This is a genomic window from Streptomyces sp. NPDC041814 (assembly GCF_055590565.1).
On record NZ_JBVJAM010000011.1, the window covers coordinates 224,154 to 243,585 of the forward strand.

The following is a 19,432-nucleotide window of genomic DNA, read 5'->3' on the forward strand; positions in this document are numbered from 1 at the left end:
CATCGCGCAACGGATGGGGAGGCAGGAACGACGGTGGCGGAACGTAGCACGGCTGCCGTCGACGTGGCCGACAACAGCGGGGACGAGCCGCTGACCGCCAAGGCGGACGAGGCCACGACCGACGGCAAGGCAGAAGCACAGGACGCGGCAGACCCGGGCTCCCAGGAGGAGAACGACGAGAAGGCCGCAGCGAAGACCTTCCCGGCCACCCCGGATCTGCACAGCGGTCACAAGCTGGCCGGCCGGTACCGGCTGGAGGAATGTGTCACCCGTCTGGACGGCTTCAGCAGCTGGCGTGCCGTCGACGAGAAGCTCCGTCGCGCGGTGGGGGTCCACCTCCTGCCCGCGGACCACCCGCGCGCACGCTCGGTCCTGGCCGCCGCCCGGTCCTCCGCGCTACTGGGAGACCCGCGCTTCGTGCAGGTCCTCGACGCCGTCGAGGAGGACGAGCTCGTCTATGTCGTCCACGAGTGGCTTCCCGACGCCACCGAGCTGACGGCCCTGCTGAGCGCGGGCCCGATGGATGCCCACGACGCGTACCAGCTCGTCAGCCAGATCTCCCAGGCCATGGCAGCCGCGCACCGGGAGGGCCTGGCACACCTGAGGCTCACGCCGGGGGCCGTGCTGCGCAGCTCGTCCGGCCAGTACCGCATCCGCGGCCTCGCGGTGAACGCGGCCCTGCGGGGCATCACATCGGAAGGCCCCCAGCGTGCCGACACGGAGGCCATCGGGGCCCTGCTGTACGCCTCGCTGACCCAGCGCTGGCCGTACGAGAGCGATGCGTACGGGCTCACCGGTCTGCCCAAGGGCATGGGGCTGCTTCCGCCCGACCAGGTGCGGGCCGGAGTCCACAGGGGCCTTTCCGAGATCGCCATGCGGGCTCTCGCCAATGACGGCGCCACGGCGTCCCGCCAGGAGCAGCCGTGCACCACGCCCGACGAGCTCGCCAAGGCCGTGGCGGCCATGCCCCGCGTCCCCCCGCCCGAGCCCGTCTTCACCGCCCCGCCCGAGTACCAGCGCACCACCTACCAGCAGGGAACGTACGGAAGGCCGGCGTCGGCCGGTGCCCCTGTGACCCAGCCGGTCGTACCAGTGCCCCCCGCGCCCTTGCAGAGCCGCACCGGCAAGGCGCTGAAATGGGTCGTGTCCGCACTGCTGATCGCCGCCCTGGGCCTGGGCAGCTGGCAGCTCGCCGAGACACTCATCGACCGGGACAAGAACTCGGGCGGCGACCCCGGCACCACTCAGACCAACCCGGAGAACAACGACGCCCCGCCGGTCGAGAAGAGCAAGCCCGTTCCGATCGTCGCCGCCCAGGACTACGACCCGCTCGGCCCCGACGGCAGTGAGAAGCCGCAGAGCATAGGCAAGGTCTACGACGACGACCCGAGCTCGTACTGGTACACCGACTGGTACGCGTCGGCCGAGTTCGGCAATCTGAAGACAGGCGTCGGCGTCGTCCTCGACCTCGGCTCGACACAGCGCGTCGGCAAGGTGGACGTGTCCTTCCTCGGTGGCTCCACCTCGGTCGAGCTGCGCACCGCCGACGGCTCGACGGTGCCGACCAGTCCGACCGGCTTCGACAAGGTCGCCCAGGGGTCGGGAACCCAGGTGTCGCTGAAGCCCTCCAAGCCGGTGCAGGCACGGTTCCTGCTCGTCTGGCTCACCAAGCTCCCGCCGAGCGGCGAGGGGAACTTCCGGGGGAAGGTCTCGGACATCAAGGTCACCAGCTGACGGCCTCGAACACGAGAATGGGGCTGGGCCGGATCCGAGGATCCGGCCCAGCCCCATTTCCTTGCCTGTGTACCGTTCCAGTGGGTCAGTACGAAGGCGTCTTCGAGTTCAGGCTCACGTTGTCGTACTGGGACCAGCCCTCGGCGTATGCGGAGAGCGGGTCCTTGTCGTAGACCATGGCCGTGTAGCAGGTATATGTGCCGAGCGACGAGCTGTAGGAAAGCTTCGTGCAGTTATAAGACTTGCCGTCCGAGTTCCGTACGATCCGGGCCTTGCCCCACACGTCCTCGGAAAGGCTGATCCGTGCCCACGCGGTGTGGCACTTGACGCTGTACCGCAGCTCAATGGCGCCGAGCGTCCAGCTGGACGTGCCGATCAGTGCCCGCTTCACAGTGGAGGCGTCGCCGGAGCATCCGGCAGAAATGGGATTCTTCCCGTCCATCGAATAGGTGGCTGCCTGTGCGCTCCCCGGGAGCAACGCCACGAGCACGGGTGCGGTGAGAACGGCCGGGAGAGCCTTTCCCAGGTATCGCTTCACATGCTTCTGCATCACATGGTCCCCTTTCTGATTTCCCTCAATATAGGGCGGACAGGGCACCTCCGAAGCGCGACCAAATCGCGCCTTTTATCATTCATACAATCCAACCGACCTCGCCATTTACTTCCCGGCCTGGATCGGTTTGAATGCACGGATGGCGACAGCTGAGGGGGGAGACCGCGAGCGCTACGGCGCCGGTGCCGCCGATCCACCAAGCGACGCGGACCTCATCGCGCAGCATGTCGCCGGCGATCCCGACTCCTTCGGCGAACTGGCTCGGCGCCATAGAGACCGGCTGTGGGCCGTGGCCCTGCGGACACTGGGCGACCGCGAGGAAGCGGCTGACGCCGTACAGGACGCTCTGATCTCCGCCTTCCGCGCCGCCCACACGTTTCGGGGACAGTCCGCCGTCACCACCTGGCTGCACCGCATCACGGTGAATGCCTGCCTCGACCGCGTCCGCAAAGCCGCGTCCCGGAAGACCTCGCCCGTCGATGACCCGGAACGGCTCGACCAACTGCTGGAGCCGCATGAGTCCGCGGAGGCCCCGGCCGAACGCCACGATCTCCATCGCGAACTCTTGGCCGCGCTGGCCACCCTCCCCGCCGAGCAGCGCGCAGCGCTCGTCCTCGTGGACATGCAGGGGTATCCGGTGGCGGAGGCCGCGCGCATCCTCGATGTGCCCGTGGGCACAGTGAAGAGCCGCTGTGCACGGGGCCGGGCCCGCCTGGCCCCCCAGCTGACGCATCTCCGCAGCGACAGTCACGCCGGTGAGGCGCCCGGCCCGGAAGGGAACCGGACGCCCAGAGCATCCGTCCCACCGGCAGCCGGGCCACGAGACGCGGGCACGAGCGACCCCACAGTGATGAAGGGCGGAGGTGGACACCGATGACGTCAGCACCCGGCACGACCCAGCACCCGGAAGTCTCGGAAATCTCCGACCTGGCCGAGGACCTGCTTCCCGAGGCCCGCGCAGCCGAGATCCGCAGCCACCTGAACGCCTGCGAAGACTGCTCCGATGTCCTCGCCTCCTTGGAGAAGATTCGCGGGCTGCTCGGCGACCTGCCCGCCGCCGAGCCCATGCCCACAGACATCGCCGACCGCATCGACGCCGCGCTTGCCGCCGAAGCAAGAGCCCGTTACTCGGAACCGGATACGGCGAGCGATGTTTCACGTGAAACAGAGCCCTCGCGCATAGCCGGGAGTCCTCCGTCCACGTCGCATGCCCCGAATCGTCCGGCCGGACATCCACGTGCGAACACCGGCCCCGGTCGGCGCCCCGGGCGGAGGCGTCGCCGCAGCGCTCTGCTCGCTTCCGCGCTCGGGGCCGCTGCCCTCGTCGGCATGAGCGTCTTGCTGCTGCAGAACGTCCCAGGAGCGGAGCGGAGCGACACCTCCGCCGCCGGAGTCAGCCAAGACACGGGGGCCACCGCCCCGAAAAGTCGCTCGAAGGCGTTCTCTGCGGACACCCTCAAGGACCAGGTGAACGCGCTACTAAGGCCGAGCTCCGGCACCGAGAGCCCCCACCCCAAGGGAAACGACGAGGCTCCCTCTATCGGGTCCCAGTCCTCACCCCAGTCCCGGCCCTCGCTCCAAGCGGATCCTTCGGACTCCATGTCTCCCGAGTCCCCGCTCCGAGCCCCCTCGGTGACTGTCCCTGCGTGCGTGGAAGCAGGCATCGACCGCGACAGCCCGGCGCTCGCCATCGAGAGAGGCAGCTACGAGGGCACCGACGCGTTCCTTGTCGTCCTGCCCCATCCCACGGACCCGGCCAGGGTTCAGGCGTACGTCGTGGACGCGGCCTGCGTGGGAGCCGAGCCTCCCTCCAAGGGAAAGCTGCTGCTGACTCACGCCTACGCACGCCCCTGAGAACCGCGCCGCCATCCACCCCGGCACGTCGGGAATGCATCCCCCGTAGGATCCGTTGGGTGGGGTGAGAGTCGTTGAACCGGCCCCAGTAGGCGTGGACAGTAGGCAGTCTGCAGAGACGAGGAAGAAACCCGTGAGCGACGTGCGTAATGTGATCATCATCGGCTCCGGCCCGGCCGGCTACACAGCCGCCCTGTACACCGCGCGCGCCTCGCTGAAGCCGCTGGTCTTCGAGGGGGCCGTCACCGCCGGTGGCGCGCTCATGAACACCACCGACGTGGAGAACTTCCCGGGCTTCCAGGACGGGATCATGGGCCCCGAGCTCATGGACAACATGCGCGCCCAGGCCGAGCGCTTCGGCGCCGAGCTGGTCCCGGACGACGTGGTTTCCGTGGACCTCACCGGTGACATCAAGACCGTCACTGACACGGCAGGCACCGTCCACCGCGCCAAGGCGGTCATCGTCACCACGGGCTCCCAGCACCGCAAGCTCGGACTCCCCAACGAGGACGCCCTTTCCGGGCGCGGCGTCTCCTGGTGCGCAACCTGCGACGGCTTCTTCTTCAAGGACCAGGACATCGCCGTGGTCGGCGGTGGCGACACCGCGATGGAGGAGGCGACCTTCCTCTCGCGCTTCGCCAAGTCGGTCACCATCATCCACCGCCGCGACACCCTGCGCGCCTCCAAGACGATGCAGGACCGCGCCTTCGCGGACCCGAAGATCAAGTTCGCCTGGGACAGCGAGGTCGCCGGGGTCAACGGCGAGCAGAAGCTCTCCGGTGTGACGCTGCGCAACACCAAGACTGGTGAGACGTCCGAGCTGCCCGTGACCGGCCTGTTCATCGCCGTCGGCCACGACCCGCGCACCGAGCTCTTCAAGGGCCAGCTCGACCTGGACGACGAGGGCTACCTGAAGGTCGCCGCTCCCTCGACGCGCACCAACCTGTCCGGGGTCTTCGGCGCCGGCGACGTTGTCGACCACACCTACCGTCAGGCGATCACCGCGGCCGGCACCGGCTGCTCCGCCGCCCTCGACGCAGAGCGCTTCCTCGCCGCCCTCGCCGACGACGAGCAGGCCGCCCCTGCGGCTGCCGTCTGACCCACCCACGTCCCACGCACATCCCCACACACCCCGCGAAGTTAGGAGGCCGCCGTGGCCGGCGCCCTGCAGAACGTGACCGACGACTCCTTCGAAGAGGTCGTCCTCAAGAGCGACAAGCCTGTGCTGGTGGACTTCTGGGCCGCCTGGTGCGGCCCGTGCCGCCAGATCGCCCCGTCGCTGGAGGCCATCGCGGCCGAGCACGGCGAGATCGAGATCGTAAAGCTCAACATTGACGAGAACCCGGCCACCGCCGCCAAGTACGGCGTCATGTCCATCCCGACGCTGAACGTCTACCAGGGCGGCGAGGTCGCCAAGACCATCGTCGGCGCCAAGCCGAAGGCCGCAATTCTCCGCGACCTCGCGGGCTTCATCGTCGAGAAGGACCAGTAAGGCAGAAGCTGCGTCCGCTTGTTTCACGTGAAACGGGCCCGTCCTTCCCGGGGCGGGCCCGTTTCCGTGCGTTCAGGGAGCGCGCGCACCTCACAAAGGCCGCAGCGCCGGCTCCTTCTGCACCGCACCGAGGAGCCGGTCCAGTGCCAGCTCCACGTCTTCCTTCCAGGACAGCGTCGTGCGAAGTTCCAGCCGCAGTCGGGGGTGCACCGGGTGCGGGCGCACGGTCTTGAAGCCCACCGCCAGAAGATGGTCGGCAGGCAACACGCAGGCCGGTTCCTTCCACCGGGCGTCTCCGAAGGCTTCGATCGCCTTGAAACCCCGGCGGATCAGGTCCTTGGCAACGGTCTGCACCATGACCCGACCCAACCCCTGCCCCCGGTAGCCCGGCATGATCAGCGCGGTCATCAGCTGAACGGCATCGGGGGAGACGGGACTCGTCGGAAAGGCAGTGGCGCGCGGAACGTATGCGGGTGGCGCGTAGAGCACAAAGCCGGCCGGCACGTCATCGACGTAGACCACCCGCCCGCAGGAGCCCCACTCCAGCAGAACCCCGGAGATCCATGCCTCCTTCTCCCGGTCGGACGTCCCGCTCTTGACAGCGGCCTCTCCGCTGACCGGGTCGAGCTCCCAGAAGACGCAGGAGCGGCAGCGACGGGGAAGGTCGGGAAGGTTGTCCAGCGTGAGCGGTACGAGCCGACGCCCCATGAAGGCTGTTCCTCACTTCCCTCGCCCACTGCGTCATGGACGGAAATGCCCTGCCAGAACGCATCGTAACCACCGTCGGATCAAGCCGACACCGCGAGAGAGCAAAGGGCGGGCTGTAATCCGTGAACCGGAAACAGCCCGCCCTCAGCGTTCGGCGTACGTCAGCTCTCGCCGCCCTCTGCCGACTCCTCGGAGGGGGCGTGGTCCAGCACCCGGCCCTCACCCGGGGCAAGGCTGCCGAGAATGCGGTTCAGGTCCTCCATCGAGGCGAACTCCACGACGATCTTGCCCTTCTTCTGCCCGAGGTCGACCTTCACCCGAGTTTCGAAGCGGTCGGAGAGCCGCGATGCCAGATCGGAGAGCGCCGGGGAGAGCCGCGTCCCGGCCCGGGGCCCCTTGGCCTTCTTGGCACTCGTGGGCCTGGAGCCCATGAGCGTCACAATCTCCTCTACCGCGCGCACCGAGAGCCCTTCGGCCACGATGCGATGGGCCAGCTTGTCCTGCTCCTCGGAGTCATCCACCGACAGCAAGGCACGCGCGTGGCCAGCCGAGAGCACCCCGGCGGCGACCCTGCGCTGCACCGGCGGGGACAGCCGCAGCAGGCGCAGGGTGTTGGACACCTGCGGCCGGGAACGGCCGATCCGATCCGCCAGCTGGTCGTGCGTGCACTTGAAGTCCTTGAGCAGCTGGTCGTAGGCGGCCGCCTCCTCCAGCGGGTTCAGCTGGGCCCGGTGCAGGTTCTCCAGGAGGGCGTCCAGGAGAAGCTTCTCGTCGTCCGTGGCCCGGACGATGGCCGGGATGCGCTCCAGGCCGGCCTCGCGGCACGCCCTCCAGCGCCGCTCGCCCATGATGAGTTCGAAGCGGTCGGCCCCGATCTTGCGCACCACGACCGGCTGGAGAAGACCGACCTCCTTGATGGAGGTGACCAGCTCCGCCAGTGCGTCCTCGTCAAAGACCTCACGGGGCTGACGAGGGTTCGGCGTGATGGAGTCGAGCAGTACCTCGGCGAAGTACGCCCCGGCCACATCGCCCGAGCCCGTCGGCTCGGATCCTGACACCGGCGAGCTCGGCTCAGGCACCACGGGAGCGGCCCCGAGCGTGGCCACCTTGGCGGCGGCCACACCCCGCTCCGAGGTCAGTACGGGCGAGGATGCCCCGGAGCCGGCGGACGACAGCTGCTTCTCCTGCGGAGCGGCTGGGATCAGGGCACCGAGCCCTCGCCCCAACCCTCGACGACGCTCACTCACTGGATCCCCTCCGAATTGCTCTGCTGACTGATCGAACCGCCCGTGTGGGCGTGCTGTCCCTCGTAGTGCATCCCGACCCCTCGCAGCGCGATCTCGCGGGCTGCTTCGAGGTACGACAGCGACCCGCTGGACCCGGGGTCGTATGTGAGCACGGTCTGCCCGTAACTCGGTGCCTCGGAGATGCGGACCGACCGGGGGATGCTGGTCCTCAGCACCTCCTTACCGAAGTGGCTGCGAACCTCCTCCGCGACCTGTGACGCCAGCCGGGTCCGGCCGTCGTACATGGTGAGCAGGATCGTCGAGACATGGAGGTCGGGGTTCAGGTGGCCCCGTACCAGCTCGACGTTCCGCAGGAGCTGGCCCAGCCCCTCCAGCGCGTAGTACTCACACTGAATGGGGATCAGTACCTCCGCCCCGGCCACCAGTGCGTTGACTGTCAGTAGACCCAACGAGGGCGGGCAGTCGATCAGGATGTAATCCAGCGGCTGCTCATACGCCTGGATGGCGCGCTGGAGTCGACTCTCCCGCGCCACCAGCGACACCAGCTCGATCTCCGCACCGGCGAGATCGATGGTGGCCGGGGCGCAGAAGAGACCTTCGACGTCCGGGACGGGCTGAACCACGTCGGAGAGCGGCCTGCTCTCCACCAAGACGTCATAGATCGAGGGAACTTCGGCGTGGTGATCGATACCCAGAGCCGTTGAGGCGTTGCCCTGCGGGTCGAGGTCCACCACCAGGACCCGTGCCCCGTGAAGTGCCAGCGACGCGGCGAGGTTGACCGTCGAGGTGGTCTTGCCCACCCCACCCTTCTGGTTGGCCACGACCATGACGCGGGTCTGCTCGGGCCGTGGCAACCCCTCGCCGGCTCGGCCCAGGGCCTCCACTGCCAGCTGGGCCGCACGACCGATGGGTGTGTCGTCCATCGGCGGCGGTGTTTCACGTGAAACACCGTTCCCCGCCGATTCGGTTCGGGGGCCGGGGACCGGATCGGTCATCGGCCCCGCGATGTTGGCGTCGGACCGCAAGGATTCACTCTCCTCGACTTCAGGCTCGCAATGAGCAGAGCCTGTCATGGTTTCGGGGTCGTGAACCAGCGAGGCCCGCTCTTCTGTGGATGAAACCACTTCTGTGGACAACTCCGTAGCCCTAACGGGCCTGCGATGGGGAGGGGCGGCCGCCTCATGACCGCGGCCGATGATTCCATGCAGCAGAGAACGACGTTTCACGTGAAACACGATGCCTCCGCAGCGTAGCTACGGAGCTACGACACTCCGCGCAACGCTCAGCGGCGGCGTCGCGTCCGGCTGGTCCGCGCAGCCTTGGCTCGCTTTGCGGCGAACCTCACACCCCCCGGGCTCTCCCCAACCACCACCCGGACCACAGTGGACGTCGGGTCGACCACGCCCTCACCGACATGGAGCACCTCGGTGTCCACCACGCCCAGCTTGCTCAGCGCCGCCCGCGCACCGTTGATCTCCTCCTCGGCGGTGTCGCCCTTGAGCGCGAGCATCTCGCCGTACGGGCGCAACAGGGGCACACCCCAGCCGGCCAGCCGGTCCAGCGGGGCCACCGCCCGGGCGGTCACGACATGCACCGGCTGCAGGGAGCCAAGAACCTCCTCGGCACGGCCACGGACAACCGTCACATGATCGAGCCCCAGAAGTTCCACGACCTCCTGAAGGAAGTTCGTCCGCCGCAGCAACGGTTCCAGGAGAGTGATCTTCAGGTCCGGGCGCACCAGCGCCAGGGGAATGCCCGGAAGCCCGGCCCCGGAACCCACATCGCAGACCGTGACCCCCTCGGGAACGACCTCGGAGAGCACCGCGCAGTTCAGCAGATGCCTCTCCCACAGGCGCGGAACCTCGCGCGGCCCGATCAGCCCGCGCGTGACACCCGCGTCCGCCAGCAGTTCCGCGTACCGGACAGCCTCGGGAAAGCACTCACCGAACACTTCCCGGGCCTCGTCGGGCGCCTGGGGGAGCACTACTTCCTCCGTCACGGGGGACCGTCCTTCCATACCGCACTACCGCACCATGGTGGCTGTCTATCAGGCTGACAAAGATCGGCCCCGTCTGCGAACAGACGGGGCCGACAGGTAAGGAGCCGGTCAGGCCGGCAGGACGACGACGAAGCGCTGCGGCTCCTCGCCCTCCGATTCGCTGCGCAGGCCCGCCGCGGCGACCGCGTCGTGCACGACCTTCCGCTCGAACGGCGTCATCGGGTCCAGCTTCACCGGCTCACCGGTGCTCTTGACCTCGTCCGCCGCCTTGGCACCCAGCTCGGCGAGCTCCGTGCGCTTCTTGGCTCGGAAGCCGGCGATGTCCAGCATCAGACGGCTCCGGTCACCGGTCTCCCGGTGCACGGCGAGCCGCGTCAGCTCCTGGAGCGCCTCCAGGACCTCACCGTCGCGCCCCACGAGCTTCTGCAGCTCGCGCGCCGAGTCGCTGATGATCGAGACCGCGGCACGGTCCGCCTCGACGTCCATGTCGATGTCGCCGTCGAGGTCGGCGATGTCGAGCAGCCCTTCGAGGTAGTCCGCTGCGATCTCCCCTTCCTGCTCAAGGCGGGTCAGGGTGTCGCTGCCCTCAGCGGCCAGGGAGGTGGTGCCTTCCGTCACGGATGGACTCCTTCTTACTTCTTGGACGGGTGCTTGGGCCGCTGCGGGCCCTTGCGCTGTCCGGACTTGGCTTGGCGTGAGGAGCCGGACGCGGCCTTGCCCGCCGGCTTCGACTTGTCGTCCTGCGCGGAGCTCTTCTTCAGGGAGGTCTTGGACTCCGACTCGCTGGAGTCGTCGTCCTTGGCACCGCCCTGGTGGGTCGCGCCGGTCTGGCGCTGCGCCTTGGTCTGCCGCTTGGGCTGCTGGCGGCGCTGCGGGGCACTGCCCTCGGCCTCGGCGACGGCGGTGTCGCTCTTGACGACCGTGCCGTCCTCCTGGGGAGCGAGCCCGAGCTTGGCCAGTCCGACGACGAACTTCCGCTCGATGTCATTGCGGTCCGGGCCCTTGGCCACGATCCGCTTGACGGTGTTGCGCCGTGTCCGCCCGCGGACCTCACCGTGCGCGGTGACGCTCTTCAGCAGGCGTCCGAGGTACTGCTCCTGGGCCTTGCTGCCCGGCGTCGGGTTCTGGTTGATCACGTACATCTGCTGACCCATGGTCCAGACGTTCGTGGTGAGCCAGTAGACGAGGACACCGACGGGGAAGTTGATGCCCATGACCGCGAAGATCAGCGGGAAGATGTACATCAGCATCTTCTGCTGCTGCATGTACGGCGTCTTGACCGTCAGGTCGACGTTCTTCGTCATCAGCTGGCGCTGCGTGAAGAACTGCGAGGCCGACATCATCACGATCATGACCGCGGTGACGATCCGGACGTCGGTCAGCGAAGCACCGAGGGCGTCGACCTTCTCCGCGCTGTCCATGAACTTGGCAGCCAGCGGCGCACCGAAGATGTGGGCCTGACGAGCGCTGTCCAGCAGCGACTGGTCGATGACGCCGATCTTCTTGTTCGAGGCGATAGCGGAGAGTACGTGGTACAGCGCGAAGAAGAACGGGGACTGCGCGATGATGGGCAGGCACGAGGAGAGCGGGTTGGTACCCGTCTCCTTGTACAGCTTCATCATCTCTTCGGACTGACGCTGCTTGTCGCTCTTGTAGCGCTCCTGGATCGCCTTCATCTTCGGCTGGAGCAGCTGCATGTTCCGCGTCGACTTGATCTGCTTGACGAACAGCGGGATCAGGCAGATACGGATCAGGACCACGAGGGACACGATGGACAGACCCCAGGCCCATCCGGTGTCAGGCCCGAAGATCCACCCGTACAACTTGTGGAACTGGACGATGACCCAGGAGACGGGCCAGGTGATGAAGCTGAACAGACTGGCAATCGTGTCCACTAATCAGGCTCCTTGAGCATTGGGCGAAGTCTCTGCGGCCGAACTCGGGAGCTCGGTGGCCGGACCCCCGGGAGGCACGTCAGCGGCGGAGTCCCCGCCCTTGCTACCGCGTATGGCGCTGCGCAGCAGTTCGTGCCAACGCGGACGTTTGCGTGGTGGTACGTAGTCCACGCCGCCGGGTGACCACGGATTGCATCGCAGGATGCGCCAGGCCGTCAGCGCGGTTCCCTTGATCGCTCCGTGCCGGTCGATCGCCGTATATCCATAGTGGGAACACGACGGGTAGTAACGGCAGACAGGCCCGAGAAGTGGGCTGATCGTCCACTGGTACAGCTTGATGAGAGCCAGCAGCGGGTACTTCATCGCACGCCCCCTCCCAGCAGCCGCTGCAAAGCGGCGTCCAGGTCTCGGGCCAGCTGTTCATGGCCGGCGTCGCCCGAACCGGGCAACGCTCGTACGACAACCAGGCTACCGGGGGGCAGCAGGGCGAGTCGTTCTCGGACCAGGTGGCGAAGCTTGCGCTTCACCGCTGTGCGGACGACCGCGCCACCTACGGCTTTGCTGACAACGAAACCCGCACGCGGCGGGGGAACGTTCTCCCCCGGCACGTGCGGGTCGGTTGCACCGCTTCGTAGATGGACGACGAGGAGCGGACGACCGGCCCGGCGTCCTCGTCGTACCGCGGTCGCGAAGTCCTCGCGCCGCCTCAGCCGATTCTCGGAAGGCAGCACGTCATGACGACCTGTACGCGATCAGGCGGACAGGCTGGCGCGACCCTTGCTACGGCGGGACGCGAGAATCGCGCGGCCGGCACGGGTACGCATACGCAGCCGGAAGCCGTGGGTCTTCGCGCGACGACGGTTGTTCGGCTGGAAGGTGCGCTTGCTCACTCGGGGGCTCCAGAAATGACTCGTGTGTTGGCGGGACATCGCCTGGCTGTCACCGTGCGCCCACGAGAGACTCGCGTAAACGCCCTAGTGCACCGCATTCACAATCACAGATCGTGATCTTTGCCCATCGGAGGCAGGCGGCAGCAGCCATCGACAACTCGACCTGGTCACGGTACGCGCGGCTACGCCATCCGGTCAAACCGACCCTGTCGGACCCCCCATTGTGCACAGGCTGTGGACAACGACTTGAACCGCGCGGGTCGGGCTGACTACCGTGGCTGAACTCCGGTTCTTTTTCTTCCCGCCTGCCGGTCCTCACCCATCCCGACCCATACCGTCCCGAGAACCACACATTCGTGGGACCAGCGAGAGAGCGTGCCCTGTGGCTGACGTACCTGCCGATCTTGCCGCAGTGTGGCCGCGAGTGCTGGAGCAGCTCCTCGGGGAGGGGCAGCAGGGCATCGAGCCGAAGGACAAGCAGTGGATCGAGCGCTGCCAGCCGCTCGCTCTGGTCGCCGACACCGCACTCCTCGCCGTCCCCAATGAATGGGGCAAGCGGGTCCTCGAAGGCCGCCTCGCCCCCCTCATCAGCGAGACGCTGAGCCGGGAGTGCGGGCGCCCCATCCGGATCGCGATCACGGTCGACGATTCCGCGGGCGAGCCGTCGGGCCCGCCCGCGCCCCCGATGCACCAGTCCCCCCCGCCGCCCCACCGCTACCAGGGCCCGCAGCACGACGAGGGCCGGCACAGCGGCGACGCGTACGACGGCTACGGGAGCCGTCCGGCGGACGACGGCATGCCCACCGCCCGGCCCGCCTACCCGGACTACCAGCAGCAGCGCCCGGAGCCCGGCGCCTGGCCGCGTACCCAGGAGGACCTGTCCTGGCAGCAGCCCCGGCTCGGGGGTTTCCAGGACCGCGAGCCGGCGGCCGACCAGTGGCGCGAGCCGTACGGCGGCGGCCGCCCCCCGCAGCACGACTACCGGCAGCAGCCGCCCGAGCGCCAGGGGTACGAGCCCCAGCACACCGAGCGCTCCCGCTCCGAGCGCCCGGATCTGCCGGAGCCGCAGCACCGCCCCGGCACCGGCCGGCCCGGCGGAGCCCCGGGCCCGATGGGCGCACAGCCCGCGCCGGCCCCCGGCCCCGGCGAGCCGCACGCCCGGCTGAACCCGAAGTACCTCTTCGACACCTTCGTCATCGGGGCCTCGAACCGCTTCGCGCACGCCGCGGCCGTGGCGGTGGCCGAGGCGCCCGCGAAGGCGTACAACCCCCTGTTCGTCTACGGGGAGTCGGGACTCGGCAAGACCCATCTGCTGCACGCCATCGGGCACTACGCGCGGAGCCTCTACCCGGGCACCCGGGTGCGGTACGTGAGCTCCGAGGAGTTCACCAACGAGTTCATCAACTCGATCCGCGACGGCAAGGGCGACACCTTCCGCAAGCGGTACCGCGACGTCGACATCCTGCTCGTGGACGACATCCAGTTCCTGGCGAGCAAGGAGTCGACGCAGGAGGAGTTCTTCCACACCTTCAATACGCTGCACAACGCCAACAAGCAGATCGTGCTGTCCTCCGACCGGCCGCCGAAGCAACTGGTCACTCTGGAGGACCGGTTGCGGAATCGTTTCGAGTGGGGGCTGACCACCGACGTACAGCCTCCCGAGCTGGAGACCAGGATCGCGATCCTGCGCAAGAAGGCGGTGCAGGAGCAGCTCAACGCCCCTCCGGAGGTGCTGGAGTTCATCGCCTCACGGATCTCGCGCAACATCCGTGAGCTGGAGGGCGCTCTCATCCGTGTGACGGCCTTCGCGAGCCTCAACCGGCAGCCCGTGGACCTGGGGCTCACGGAGATCGTGCTGAAGGACCTGATCCCGGGCGGCGAGGACACGGCCCCCGAGATCACGGCCTCCGCCATCATGGCGGCGACCGCGGACTACTTCGGCCTGACGGTGGAGGACCTCTGCGGATCGTCGCGCAGCCGGGTGCTGGTGACGGCCCGGCAGATCGCCATGTATCTGTGCCGTGAACTGACCGATCTCTCACTGCCCAAGATCGGTGCGCAGTTCGGCGGCCGGGACCATACGACGGTGATGCACGCGGACCGCAAGATCCGGGCGCTGATGGCGGAGCGGCGCTCCATCTACAACCAGGTCACCGAGCTCACCAACCGCATCAAGAACGGCTGACGGCGCCCCGCGCCGACCACCGCACGTATCCGAAGGGCGCTGTGCGGACTCGTCAGGAGTCCGCACAGCGCCCTTCGGCATTCCCCGAAAAGCGGCTCGCAACCCCCTTCACGCGGATCCGGGAGGCCGGCCTGCCGTCCGCCGGGGCAGCTCCCGGAGCCCCCGGTCTGTTCGATTCATCGTGAGGTCACGGGTGTTCTCCACAGATCTGGGCACTTTTTTCCCTCCACAGCCTGGGGATCCAAAAGTTGTCCATACTGCATCCACAGGCAGAACCTTCGGGAGGACATCCGGCCAGCTCAGCGGGTTGGGGATTTGTGGTCAACGATGATCCACAGCCTGTGGACAAGATCTTCGTCCACAGGCTGTGGTCAAAGTTGTCCACCGACTGCCCACAGGCCCGGGACCGTTTTCCCCAGCAGGGGGCCGCTTCTCCACATCACTGTCCACTGTTCGGCAACACGACAGGCCCCGTCACCAGCCCGAGTGAAAGGCGTCACACCAAGGGGCAGGGTTGGCCTGTGGGGAACGGGGGTAAAGCTGGGGACAGACCTGGGGAGAAACTGCCCTCCCCTGTGTACGGGTTGTGCACAACTTCCGGGTGTCCACAGAAAGCCCGGGTTGTCCACTGGTTCCACCCACAGGCTCGGTGGATAAAAAACAGGCTCTGAGCTGCGAAAACGGGGTTATCCACGGTTTCCACAGGGCCTACTACTACCACCACTCATAGTTAGCCCGGAATCCGTTTCGAAGTGGGCCCTGTGCACAACTCGCCCTCGGCGCGCTTCGGGCCGCTCGCCGCGATTTGACCCCGAGCAGCAACGAGTGTCGGTGCGGTGCGTCAGACTGGTCCCCGGCGTCCTCCCCTCTCATCGGCGGAGCGACCCGACCAGACGACGAAGGCCGACAGGGCGAAAACAGCAGGAGGCGGTTCCGGTGAAGATCCGGGTGGAGCGCGATGTACTCGCGGAGGCGGTGGCCTGGGTGGCCCGCAGCCTTCCGGCCCGTCCGCCGGCGCCCGTTCTCGCGGGCCTTCTGCTGAAGGCCGAGGACGGAGCGCTCAGCTTCTCCAGCTTCGACTACGAGGTCTCGGCACGGGTGTCGGTGGAGGCCGAGGTCGAGGAGGACGGCACCGTCCTCGTCTCCGGCCGGCTGCTCGCCGACATCTGCCGCGCCCTGCCCAACCGGCCGGTGGAGATCTCCACAGACGGTGTACGGGCGACCGTCTCCTGCGGCTCCTCGCGATTCACACTCCACACCCTTCCTGTGGAGGAGTACCCGGCACTTCCCCAGATGCCGACCGCGACCGGCACCGTGCCCGGTGAGGTCTTCGCCTCCGCCGCCGCGCAGGTCGCCATCGCCGCCGGCCGCGACGACACGCTGCCCGTCCTGACCGGTGTCCGTATCGAGATCGAGGGCGACACCGTCACCCTCGCCTCCACCGACCGCTACCGCTTCGCGGTCCGCGAGTTCCTCTGGAAGCCGGAGGACCCGGAGGCTTCCGCCGTCGCCCTGGTCCCCGCCAAGACGCTGCTCGACACCGCCAAGGCCCTCACCAGCGGTGACACGGTCACCCTGGCGCTGTCGGGCTCCGGCGCGGGGGAAGGGCTCATCGGTTTCGAGGGCGCCGGACGGCGTACGACCACCCGACTGCTCGAAGGCGACCTGCCGAAGTACCGGACGCTCTTCCCCACCGAGTTCAACTCGGTCGCGGTGATCGAGACCGCCCCGTTCGTGGAGGCCGTCAAGCGCGTCGCCCTGGTGGCCGAGCGCAACACCCCGGTCCGGCTGACCTTCGAGCAGGGCGTGCTGATCCTGGAGGCCGGCTCCAGCGACGACGCACAGGCTGTGGAAAGGGTCGACGCCGTACTGGAGGGCGACGACATCTCGATCGCCTTCAACCCGACCTTCCTGCTCGACGGCCTCAGCGCCATCGACTCCCCCGTCGCCCAGCTCTCGTTCACGACCTCCACCAAGCCGGCGCTGCTCAGCGGACGCCCGGCCGTGGACGCCGAGGCGGACGACGCGTACAAGTACCTGATCATGCCGGTCCGCCTCTCCGGCTGACCCCTCCCGGCCCCGCTCCGGCGGGGCCCGACGGGTGTGTTCAGCGCCGAGCACGCCCGGCGTCCTGTCCCCTTCCGGGCGTAGGCTCGGAAGCGGGTACGAATCGGCACAACGCTAAGGAATCTCTGATGGAGCTCGGTCTCGTCGGCCTCGGCAAGATGGGCGGCAACATGCGCGAGCGCATCCGCCGCGCAGGCCACACCGTCATCGGTTACGACCGCAACCCGGATCTCGCCGATGTCCACAGCCTGGAAGAGCTTGTGGGCGGCCTCAAGGGCCCCCGCGTCGTGTGGGTGATGGTCCCGGCCGGAGCCGCGACCCAGTCCACCGTGGACGAGCTGGCCGAGCTCCTCTCGCCCGGCGACATCGTCGTGGACGGCGGGAACAGCCGCTGGACCGACGACGAGAAGCACGCGGAGGAGCTGCGCGCCAAGGGCATCGGCTTCGTGGACTGCGGCGTCTCCGGCGGCGTCTGGGGCCTGGAGAACGGCTACGCGCTCATGTACGGCGGCGACGCCGAGGACGTGGCGAAGGTCCAGCCGATCTTCGACGCACTGAAGCCCGAGGGCGACTTCGGTTCCGTCCACGCGGGCAAGGTCGGCGCCGGCCACTTCGCCAAGATGGTCCACAACGGCATCGAGTACGCCATGATGCAGGCGTACGCCGAGGGCTGGGAGCTCCTGGAGAAGGTCGACTCCGTCACCGACGTGCGCGAGGTCTTCCGCTCCTGGCAGGAGGGCACGGTCATCCGTTCCTGGCTGCTCGACCTGGCGGTCAACGCCCTGGACGACGACGAGCACCTCGACAAGCTCCGCGGCTACGCGGCCGACTCGGGCGAAGGCCGCTGGACGGTCGAGGCCGCGATCGACAACGCGGTGCCGCTGCCCGCGATCACGGCGTCGCTCTTCGCGCGCTTCGCCTCGCGCCAGGACGACTCCCCGCAGATGAAGATGATCGCCGCGCTGCGCAACCAGTTCGGCGGCCACGCGGTCGAGAACAAGAAGTAACCCGCAACGAGCAGCGGGAGGGGCCGACCGTCCCTCCCGCCTACGGAGCACGGAGCAGGAAGCCGGGAAGGTCGGCGCACATCATGCACGTCACGCATCTGTCGCTGGCCGACTTCCGCTCGTACGCCCGGGCCGAGGTGTCCCTCGACCCGGGCGTCACCGCGTTCGTGGGGGCCAACGGCCAGGGCAAGACGAATCTGGTGGAGGCCGTCGGCTACCTCGCCACGCTCGGCAGCCACCGCGTCTCCTCCGACGCCCCGCTCGTCCGCATGGGCGCCGAGCGTGCGGTGATCAGGGCGGCCGTCACCCAGGGCGAGCGCTCGCAGCTGGTCGAGCTGGAGCTCAACCCGGGCAAGGCGAACCGCGCCAGGATCAATAGATCGTCGCAGGTCAGACCCCGTGACGTGCTCGGCATCGTACGGACGGTGCTGTTCGCCCCCGAGGACCTGGCCCTGATCAAGGGCGACCCCGGCGAGCGCCGGCGGTTCCTGGACGAGCTGGTCACCGCGCGGGCGCCGCGGATGGCCGGAGTGCGCTCCGACTACGAGCGCGTGCTCAAGCAGCGGAACACACTGCTGAAGTCCGCCGCGATGGCCCGCAGGCACGGCGGGCGCTCCCTGGACCTGTCGACGCTCGACGTGTGGGACCAGCATCTGGCCGGGGTGGGCGCGGAGTTGCTGGCCCAGCGCCTGGACCTGATCGCCACGCTCCAGCCGCTGGCGGACAAGGCGTACGGGGACGTGGCGCCGGGCGGCGGCCCGGTGGCGCTGGACTACCGCAGCTCCGTCGGCGGCGAGGCCGGCCCCGCACGCACGCGCGAGGAGCTGTACGAGCAGCTCATCGAGGCCCTGGCCGGTGTCCGCAAGCAGGAGATCGAACGTGGAGTGACGCTGGTCGGCCCGCACCGCGACGACCTGGTCCTCGGCCTGCGCGGGATGCCCGCCAAGGGATACGCGAGCCACGGGGAGTCCTGGTCGTACGCGCTGGCGCTGCGCCTCGCCTCGTACGAGCTGTTGCGCGGCGAGGGCAACGAACCGGTGCTGGTGCTGGACGACGTGTTCGCCGAGCTGGACGCCCGCCGCAGGGAGCGGCTGGCGGAGCTGGTGGCGCCGGCCGAGCAGGTGCTGGTGACCGCGGCGGTCGACGACGACGTGCCGGGGGCGCTCGCGGGGACCCGGTACGCCGTGTCCGCCGGCGAGGTGGAGCGGTTGTGAACGGCGACGGTGAGGGGAAGGCCCCGGGCGGCGAGGACGGGCCGAAGCCTGCGGAGCCGTCCGGCGTCGACCTGGCCCGGGTCGCCCTGCGCGCGGCGAAGGAGCAGGCGCGGGCGCGGGGTGAGGCGGCGCAGCAGAAGAAGCAGGCCAGACGCGGCGGCGGGCTGCGCTCCGGGGCGCGGCGGGACGGCCGCGATCCGCTGCCGCTGGGCGCCGCGATCAACCGGCTGATCACCGAGCGCGGCTGGGAGACCCCGGCGGCGGTGGGCGGGGTGATGGGCCGCTGGCCGCAGATCGTCGGTGACGACCTCGCGCTGCACTGTGTGCCCGTGCGGTACGACGAGGATCCGGACCAGCGGGTGCTGACGGTCCAGTGCGATTCGACGGCCTGGGCGACGCAGCTGCGGCTGCTGGCTCCCCAGTTGGTGGCCCGGCTCAACGCGGACCTGGGCAACGGCACGGTACGGATGATCAAGGTGCTGGGCCCCGGCGGCCCGCAGCACCGGTTCGGCCCGCTGCGTGCCCCGGGCAGCACGGGCCCGGGCGACACCTACGGATGACCCGCCGCGACCTGGGCTTTTCATCTC

The 19,432-nt window shown here is 68.6% G+C and carries 20 protein-coding genes; 10 read left to right on the plus strand and 10 right to left on the minus strand.

The features are described 5' to 3' along the window. Positions 1-33 precede the first annotated feature (33 nt). Positions 34-1,734, plus strand: a complete 1,701-nt coding sequence (locus tag ACZ6C6_RS26775; RefSeq protein ID WP_469206032.1) for a protein kinase family protein — start codon at positions 34-36, stop codon at positions 1,732-1,734. 85 nt (positions 1,735-1,819) lie between these two features. Here ACZ6C6_RS26775 and ACZ6C6_RS26780 read toward each other — a convergent pair whose 3' ends face one another. Beyond that, the gene (locus ACZ6C6_RS26780) at positions 1,820-2,284 is read right to left on the minus strand and encodes a DUF2690 domain-containing protein (protein ID WP_469206034.1); all 465 of its coding nucleotides are present in this window, start codon (positions 2,282-2,284) and stop codon (positions 1,820-1,822) included. 142 nt (positions 2,285-2,426) lie between these two features. Here ACZ6C6_RS26780 and sigM point away from each other — a divergent pair, with 142 nt between their 5' ends. The 4 genes from sigM (at position 2,427) to trxA (ending at position 5,633) form a co-directional block, all read left to right on the plus strand. Further along, a complete protein-coding gene (sigM, locus tag ACZ6C6_RS26785; RefSeq protein ID WP_469206036.1) occupies positions 2,427-3,164 on the plus strand; it encodes an RNA polymerase sigma factor SigM in 738 nt (245 codons plus the stop codon). 773 nt (positions 3,165-3,937) lie between these two features. Then, positions 3,938-4,141 (plus strand): hypothetical protein, encoded by a 204-nt coding sequence (locus tag ACZ6C6_RS26790; protein WP_469206038.1) that lies wholly within the window; start codon positions 3,938-3,940, stop codon positions 4,139-4,141. 133 nt (positions 4,142-4,274) lie between these two features. After that, on the plus strand, positions 4,275-5,240 hold the full coding sequence (gene trxB / locus ACZ6C6_RS26795; protein ID WP_469206040.1) for a thioredoxin-disulfide reductase: 966 nt from the start codon (positions 4,275-4,277) through the stop codon (positions 5,238-5,240). 54 nt (positions 5,241-5,294) lie between these two features. After that, complete coding sequence (gene trxA, locus ACZ6C6_RS26800) at positions 5,295-5,633, plus strand: thioredoxin (protein ID WP_469206043.1); 339 nt, start codon at positions 5,295-5,297, stop codon at positions 5,631-5,633. Between the two features lie 90 nt (positions 5,634-5,723). Here trxA and ACZ6C6_RS26805 read toward each other — a convergent pair whose 3' ends face one another. The 9 genes from ACZ6C6_RS26805 to rpmH all read right to left on the minus strand — a co-directional run bounded on the left by ACZ6C6_RS26805 (position 5,724) and on the right by rpmH (position 12,372). Beyond that, positions 5,724-6,341 carry a GNAT family N-acetyltransferase gene (locus ACZ6C6_RS26805; protein WP_469206045.1) on the minus strand — a complete coding sequence of 206 codons (618 nt, stop codon included), beginning with the start codon at positions 6,339-6,341 and terminating at the stop codon, positions 5,724-5,726. 161 nt (positions 6,342-6,502) lie between these two features. After that, positions 6,503-7,588: a ParB/RepB/Spo0J family partition protein gene (locus ACZ6C6_RS26810; RefSeq protein WP_469206047.1), complete on the minus strand. Its 1,086-nt coding sequence runs from the start codon at positions 7,586-7,588 to the stop codon at positions 6,503-6,505. Further along, a complete protein-coding gene (locus ACZ6C6_RS26815; RefSeq protein ID WP_469206151.1) occupies positions 7,585-8,661 on the minus strand; it encodes a ParA family protein in 1,077 nt (358 codons plus the stop codon). The genes ACZ6C6_RS26810 and ACZ6C6_RS26815 overlap by 4 nt, the downstream gene beginning before the upstream one ends. A gap of 209 nt (positions 8,662-8,870) precedes the next feature. After that, on the minus strand, positions 8,871-9,587 hold the full coding sequence (gene rsmG, locus ACZ6C6_RS26820) for a 16S rRNA (guanine(527)-N(7))-methyltransferase RsmG (RefSeq protein WP_469206153.1): 717 nt from the start codon (positions 9,585-9,587) through the stop codon (positions 8,871-8,873). A gap of 108 nt (positions 9,588-9,695) precedes the next feature. Continuing rightward, entirely contained in the window at positions 9,696-10,205 is a 510-nt protein-coding gene (locus ACZ6C6_RS26825; RefSeq protein ID WP_469206049.1) for a Jag family protein, read from the minus strand. A 14-nt stretch (positions 10,206-10,219) separates the two neighbouring features. Next, a complete protein-coding gene (gene yidC, locus ACZ6C6_RS26830; RefSeq protein WP_469206051.1) occupies positions 10,220-11,482 on the minus strand; it encodes a membrane protein insertase YidC in 1,263 nt (420 codons plus the stop codon). A gap of 3 nt (positions 11,483-11,485) precedes the next feature. Next, positions 11,486-11,845 carry a membrane protein insertion efficiency factor YidD gene (yidD, locus tag ACZ6C6_RS26835; protein ID WP_469206053.1) on the minus strand — a complete coding sequence of 120 codons (360 nt, stop codon included), beginning with the start codon at positions 11,843-11,845 and terminating at the stop codon, positions 11,486-11,488. Next, positions 11,842-12,213, minus strand: a complete 372-nt coding sequence (gene rnpA, locus ACZ6C6_RS26840; protein WP_469206054.1) for a ribonuclease P protein component — start codon at positions 12,211-12,213, stop codon at positions 11,842-11,844. The genes yidD and rnpA overlap by 4 nt, the downstream gene beginning before the upstream one ends. A 21-nt stretch (positions 12,214-12,234) precedes the next feature. Next, positions 12,235-12,372 (minus strand): 50S ribosomal protein L34, encoded by a 138-nt coding sequence (rpmH, locus tag ACZ6C6_RS26845; protein ID WP_006348049.1) that lies wholly within the window; start codon positions 12,370-12,372, stop codon positions 12,235-12,237. Between the two features lie 382 nt (positions 12,373-12,754). Between rpmH and dnaA the strand changes: the two genes are divergently transcribed. The 5 genes from dnaA to ACZ6C6_RS26870 all read left to right on the plus strand — a co-directional run bounded on the left by dnaA (position 12,755) and on the right by ACZ6C6_RS26870 (position 19,405). After that, positions 12,755-14,557 (plus strand): chromosomal replication initiator protein DnaA, encoded by a 1,803-nt coding sequence (gene dnaA / locus ACZ6C6_RS26850; protein ID WP_469206057.1) that lies wholly within the window; start codon positions 12,755-12,757, stop codon positions 14,555-14,557. A 936-nt stretch (positions 14,558-15,493) separates the two neighbouring features. Beyond that, positions 15,494-16,624, plus strand: coding sequence for a DNA polymerase III subunit beta (gene dnaN / locus ACZ6C6_RS26855; protein ID WP_073966647.1), 1,131 nt, complete (start codon positions 15,494-15,496; stop codon positions 16,622-16,624). Positions 16,625-16,752: 128 nt separating this feature from the next. After that, the gene (gnd, locus tag ACZ6C6_RS26860) at positions 16,753-17,631 is read left to right on the plus strand and encodes a phosphogluconate dehydrogenase (NAD(+)-dependent, decarboxylating) (protein WP_469206059.1); all 879 of its coding nucleotides are present in this window, start codon (positions 16,753-16,755) and stop codon (positions 17,629-17,631) included. An 83-nt stretch (positions 17,632-17,714) separates the two neighbouring features. Next, positions 17,715-18,845: a DNA replication/repair protein RecF gene (gene recF / locus ACZ6C6_RS26865; RefSeq protein WP_469206060.1), complete on the plus strand. Its 1,131-nt coding sequence runs from the start codon at positions 17,715-17,717 to the stop codon at positions 18,843-18,845. Further along, positions 18,842-19,405, plus strand: coding sequence for a DciA family protein (locus ACZ6C6_RS26870; protein ID WP_469206062.1), 564 nt, complete (start codon positions 18,842-18,844; stop codon positions 19,403-19,405). The genes recF and ACZ6C6_RS26870 overlap by 4 nt, the downstream gene beginning before the upstream one ends. Positions 19,406-19,432 lie beyond the last annotated feature (27 nt).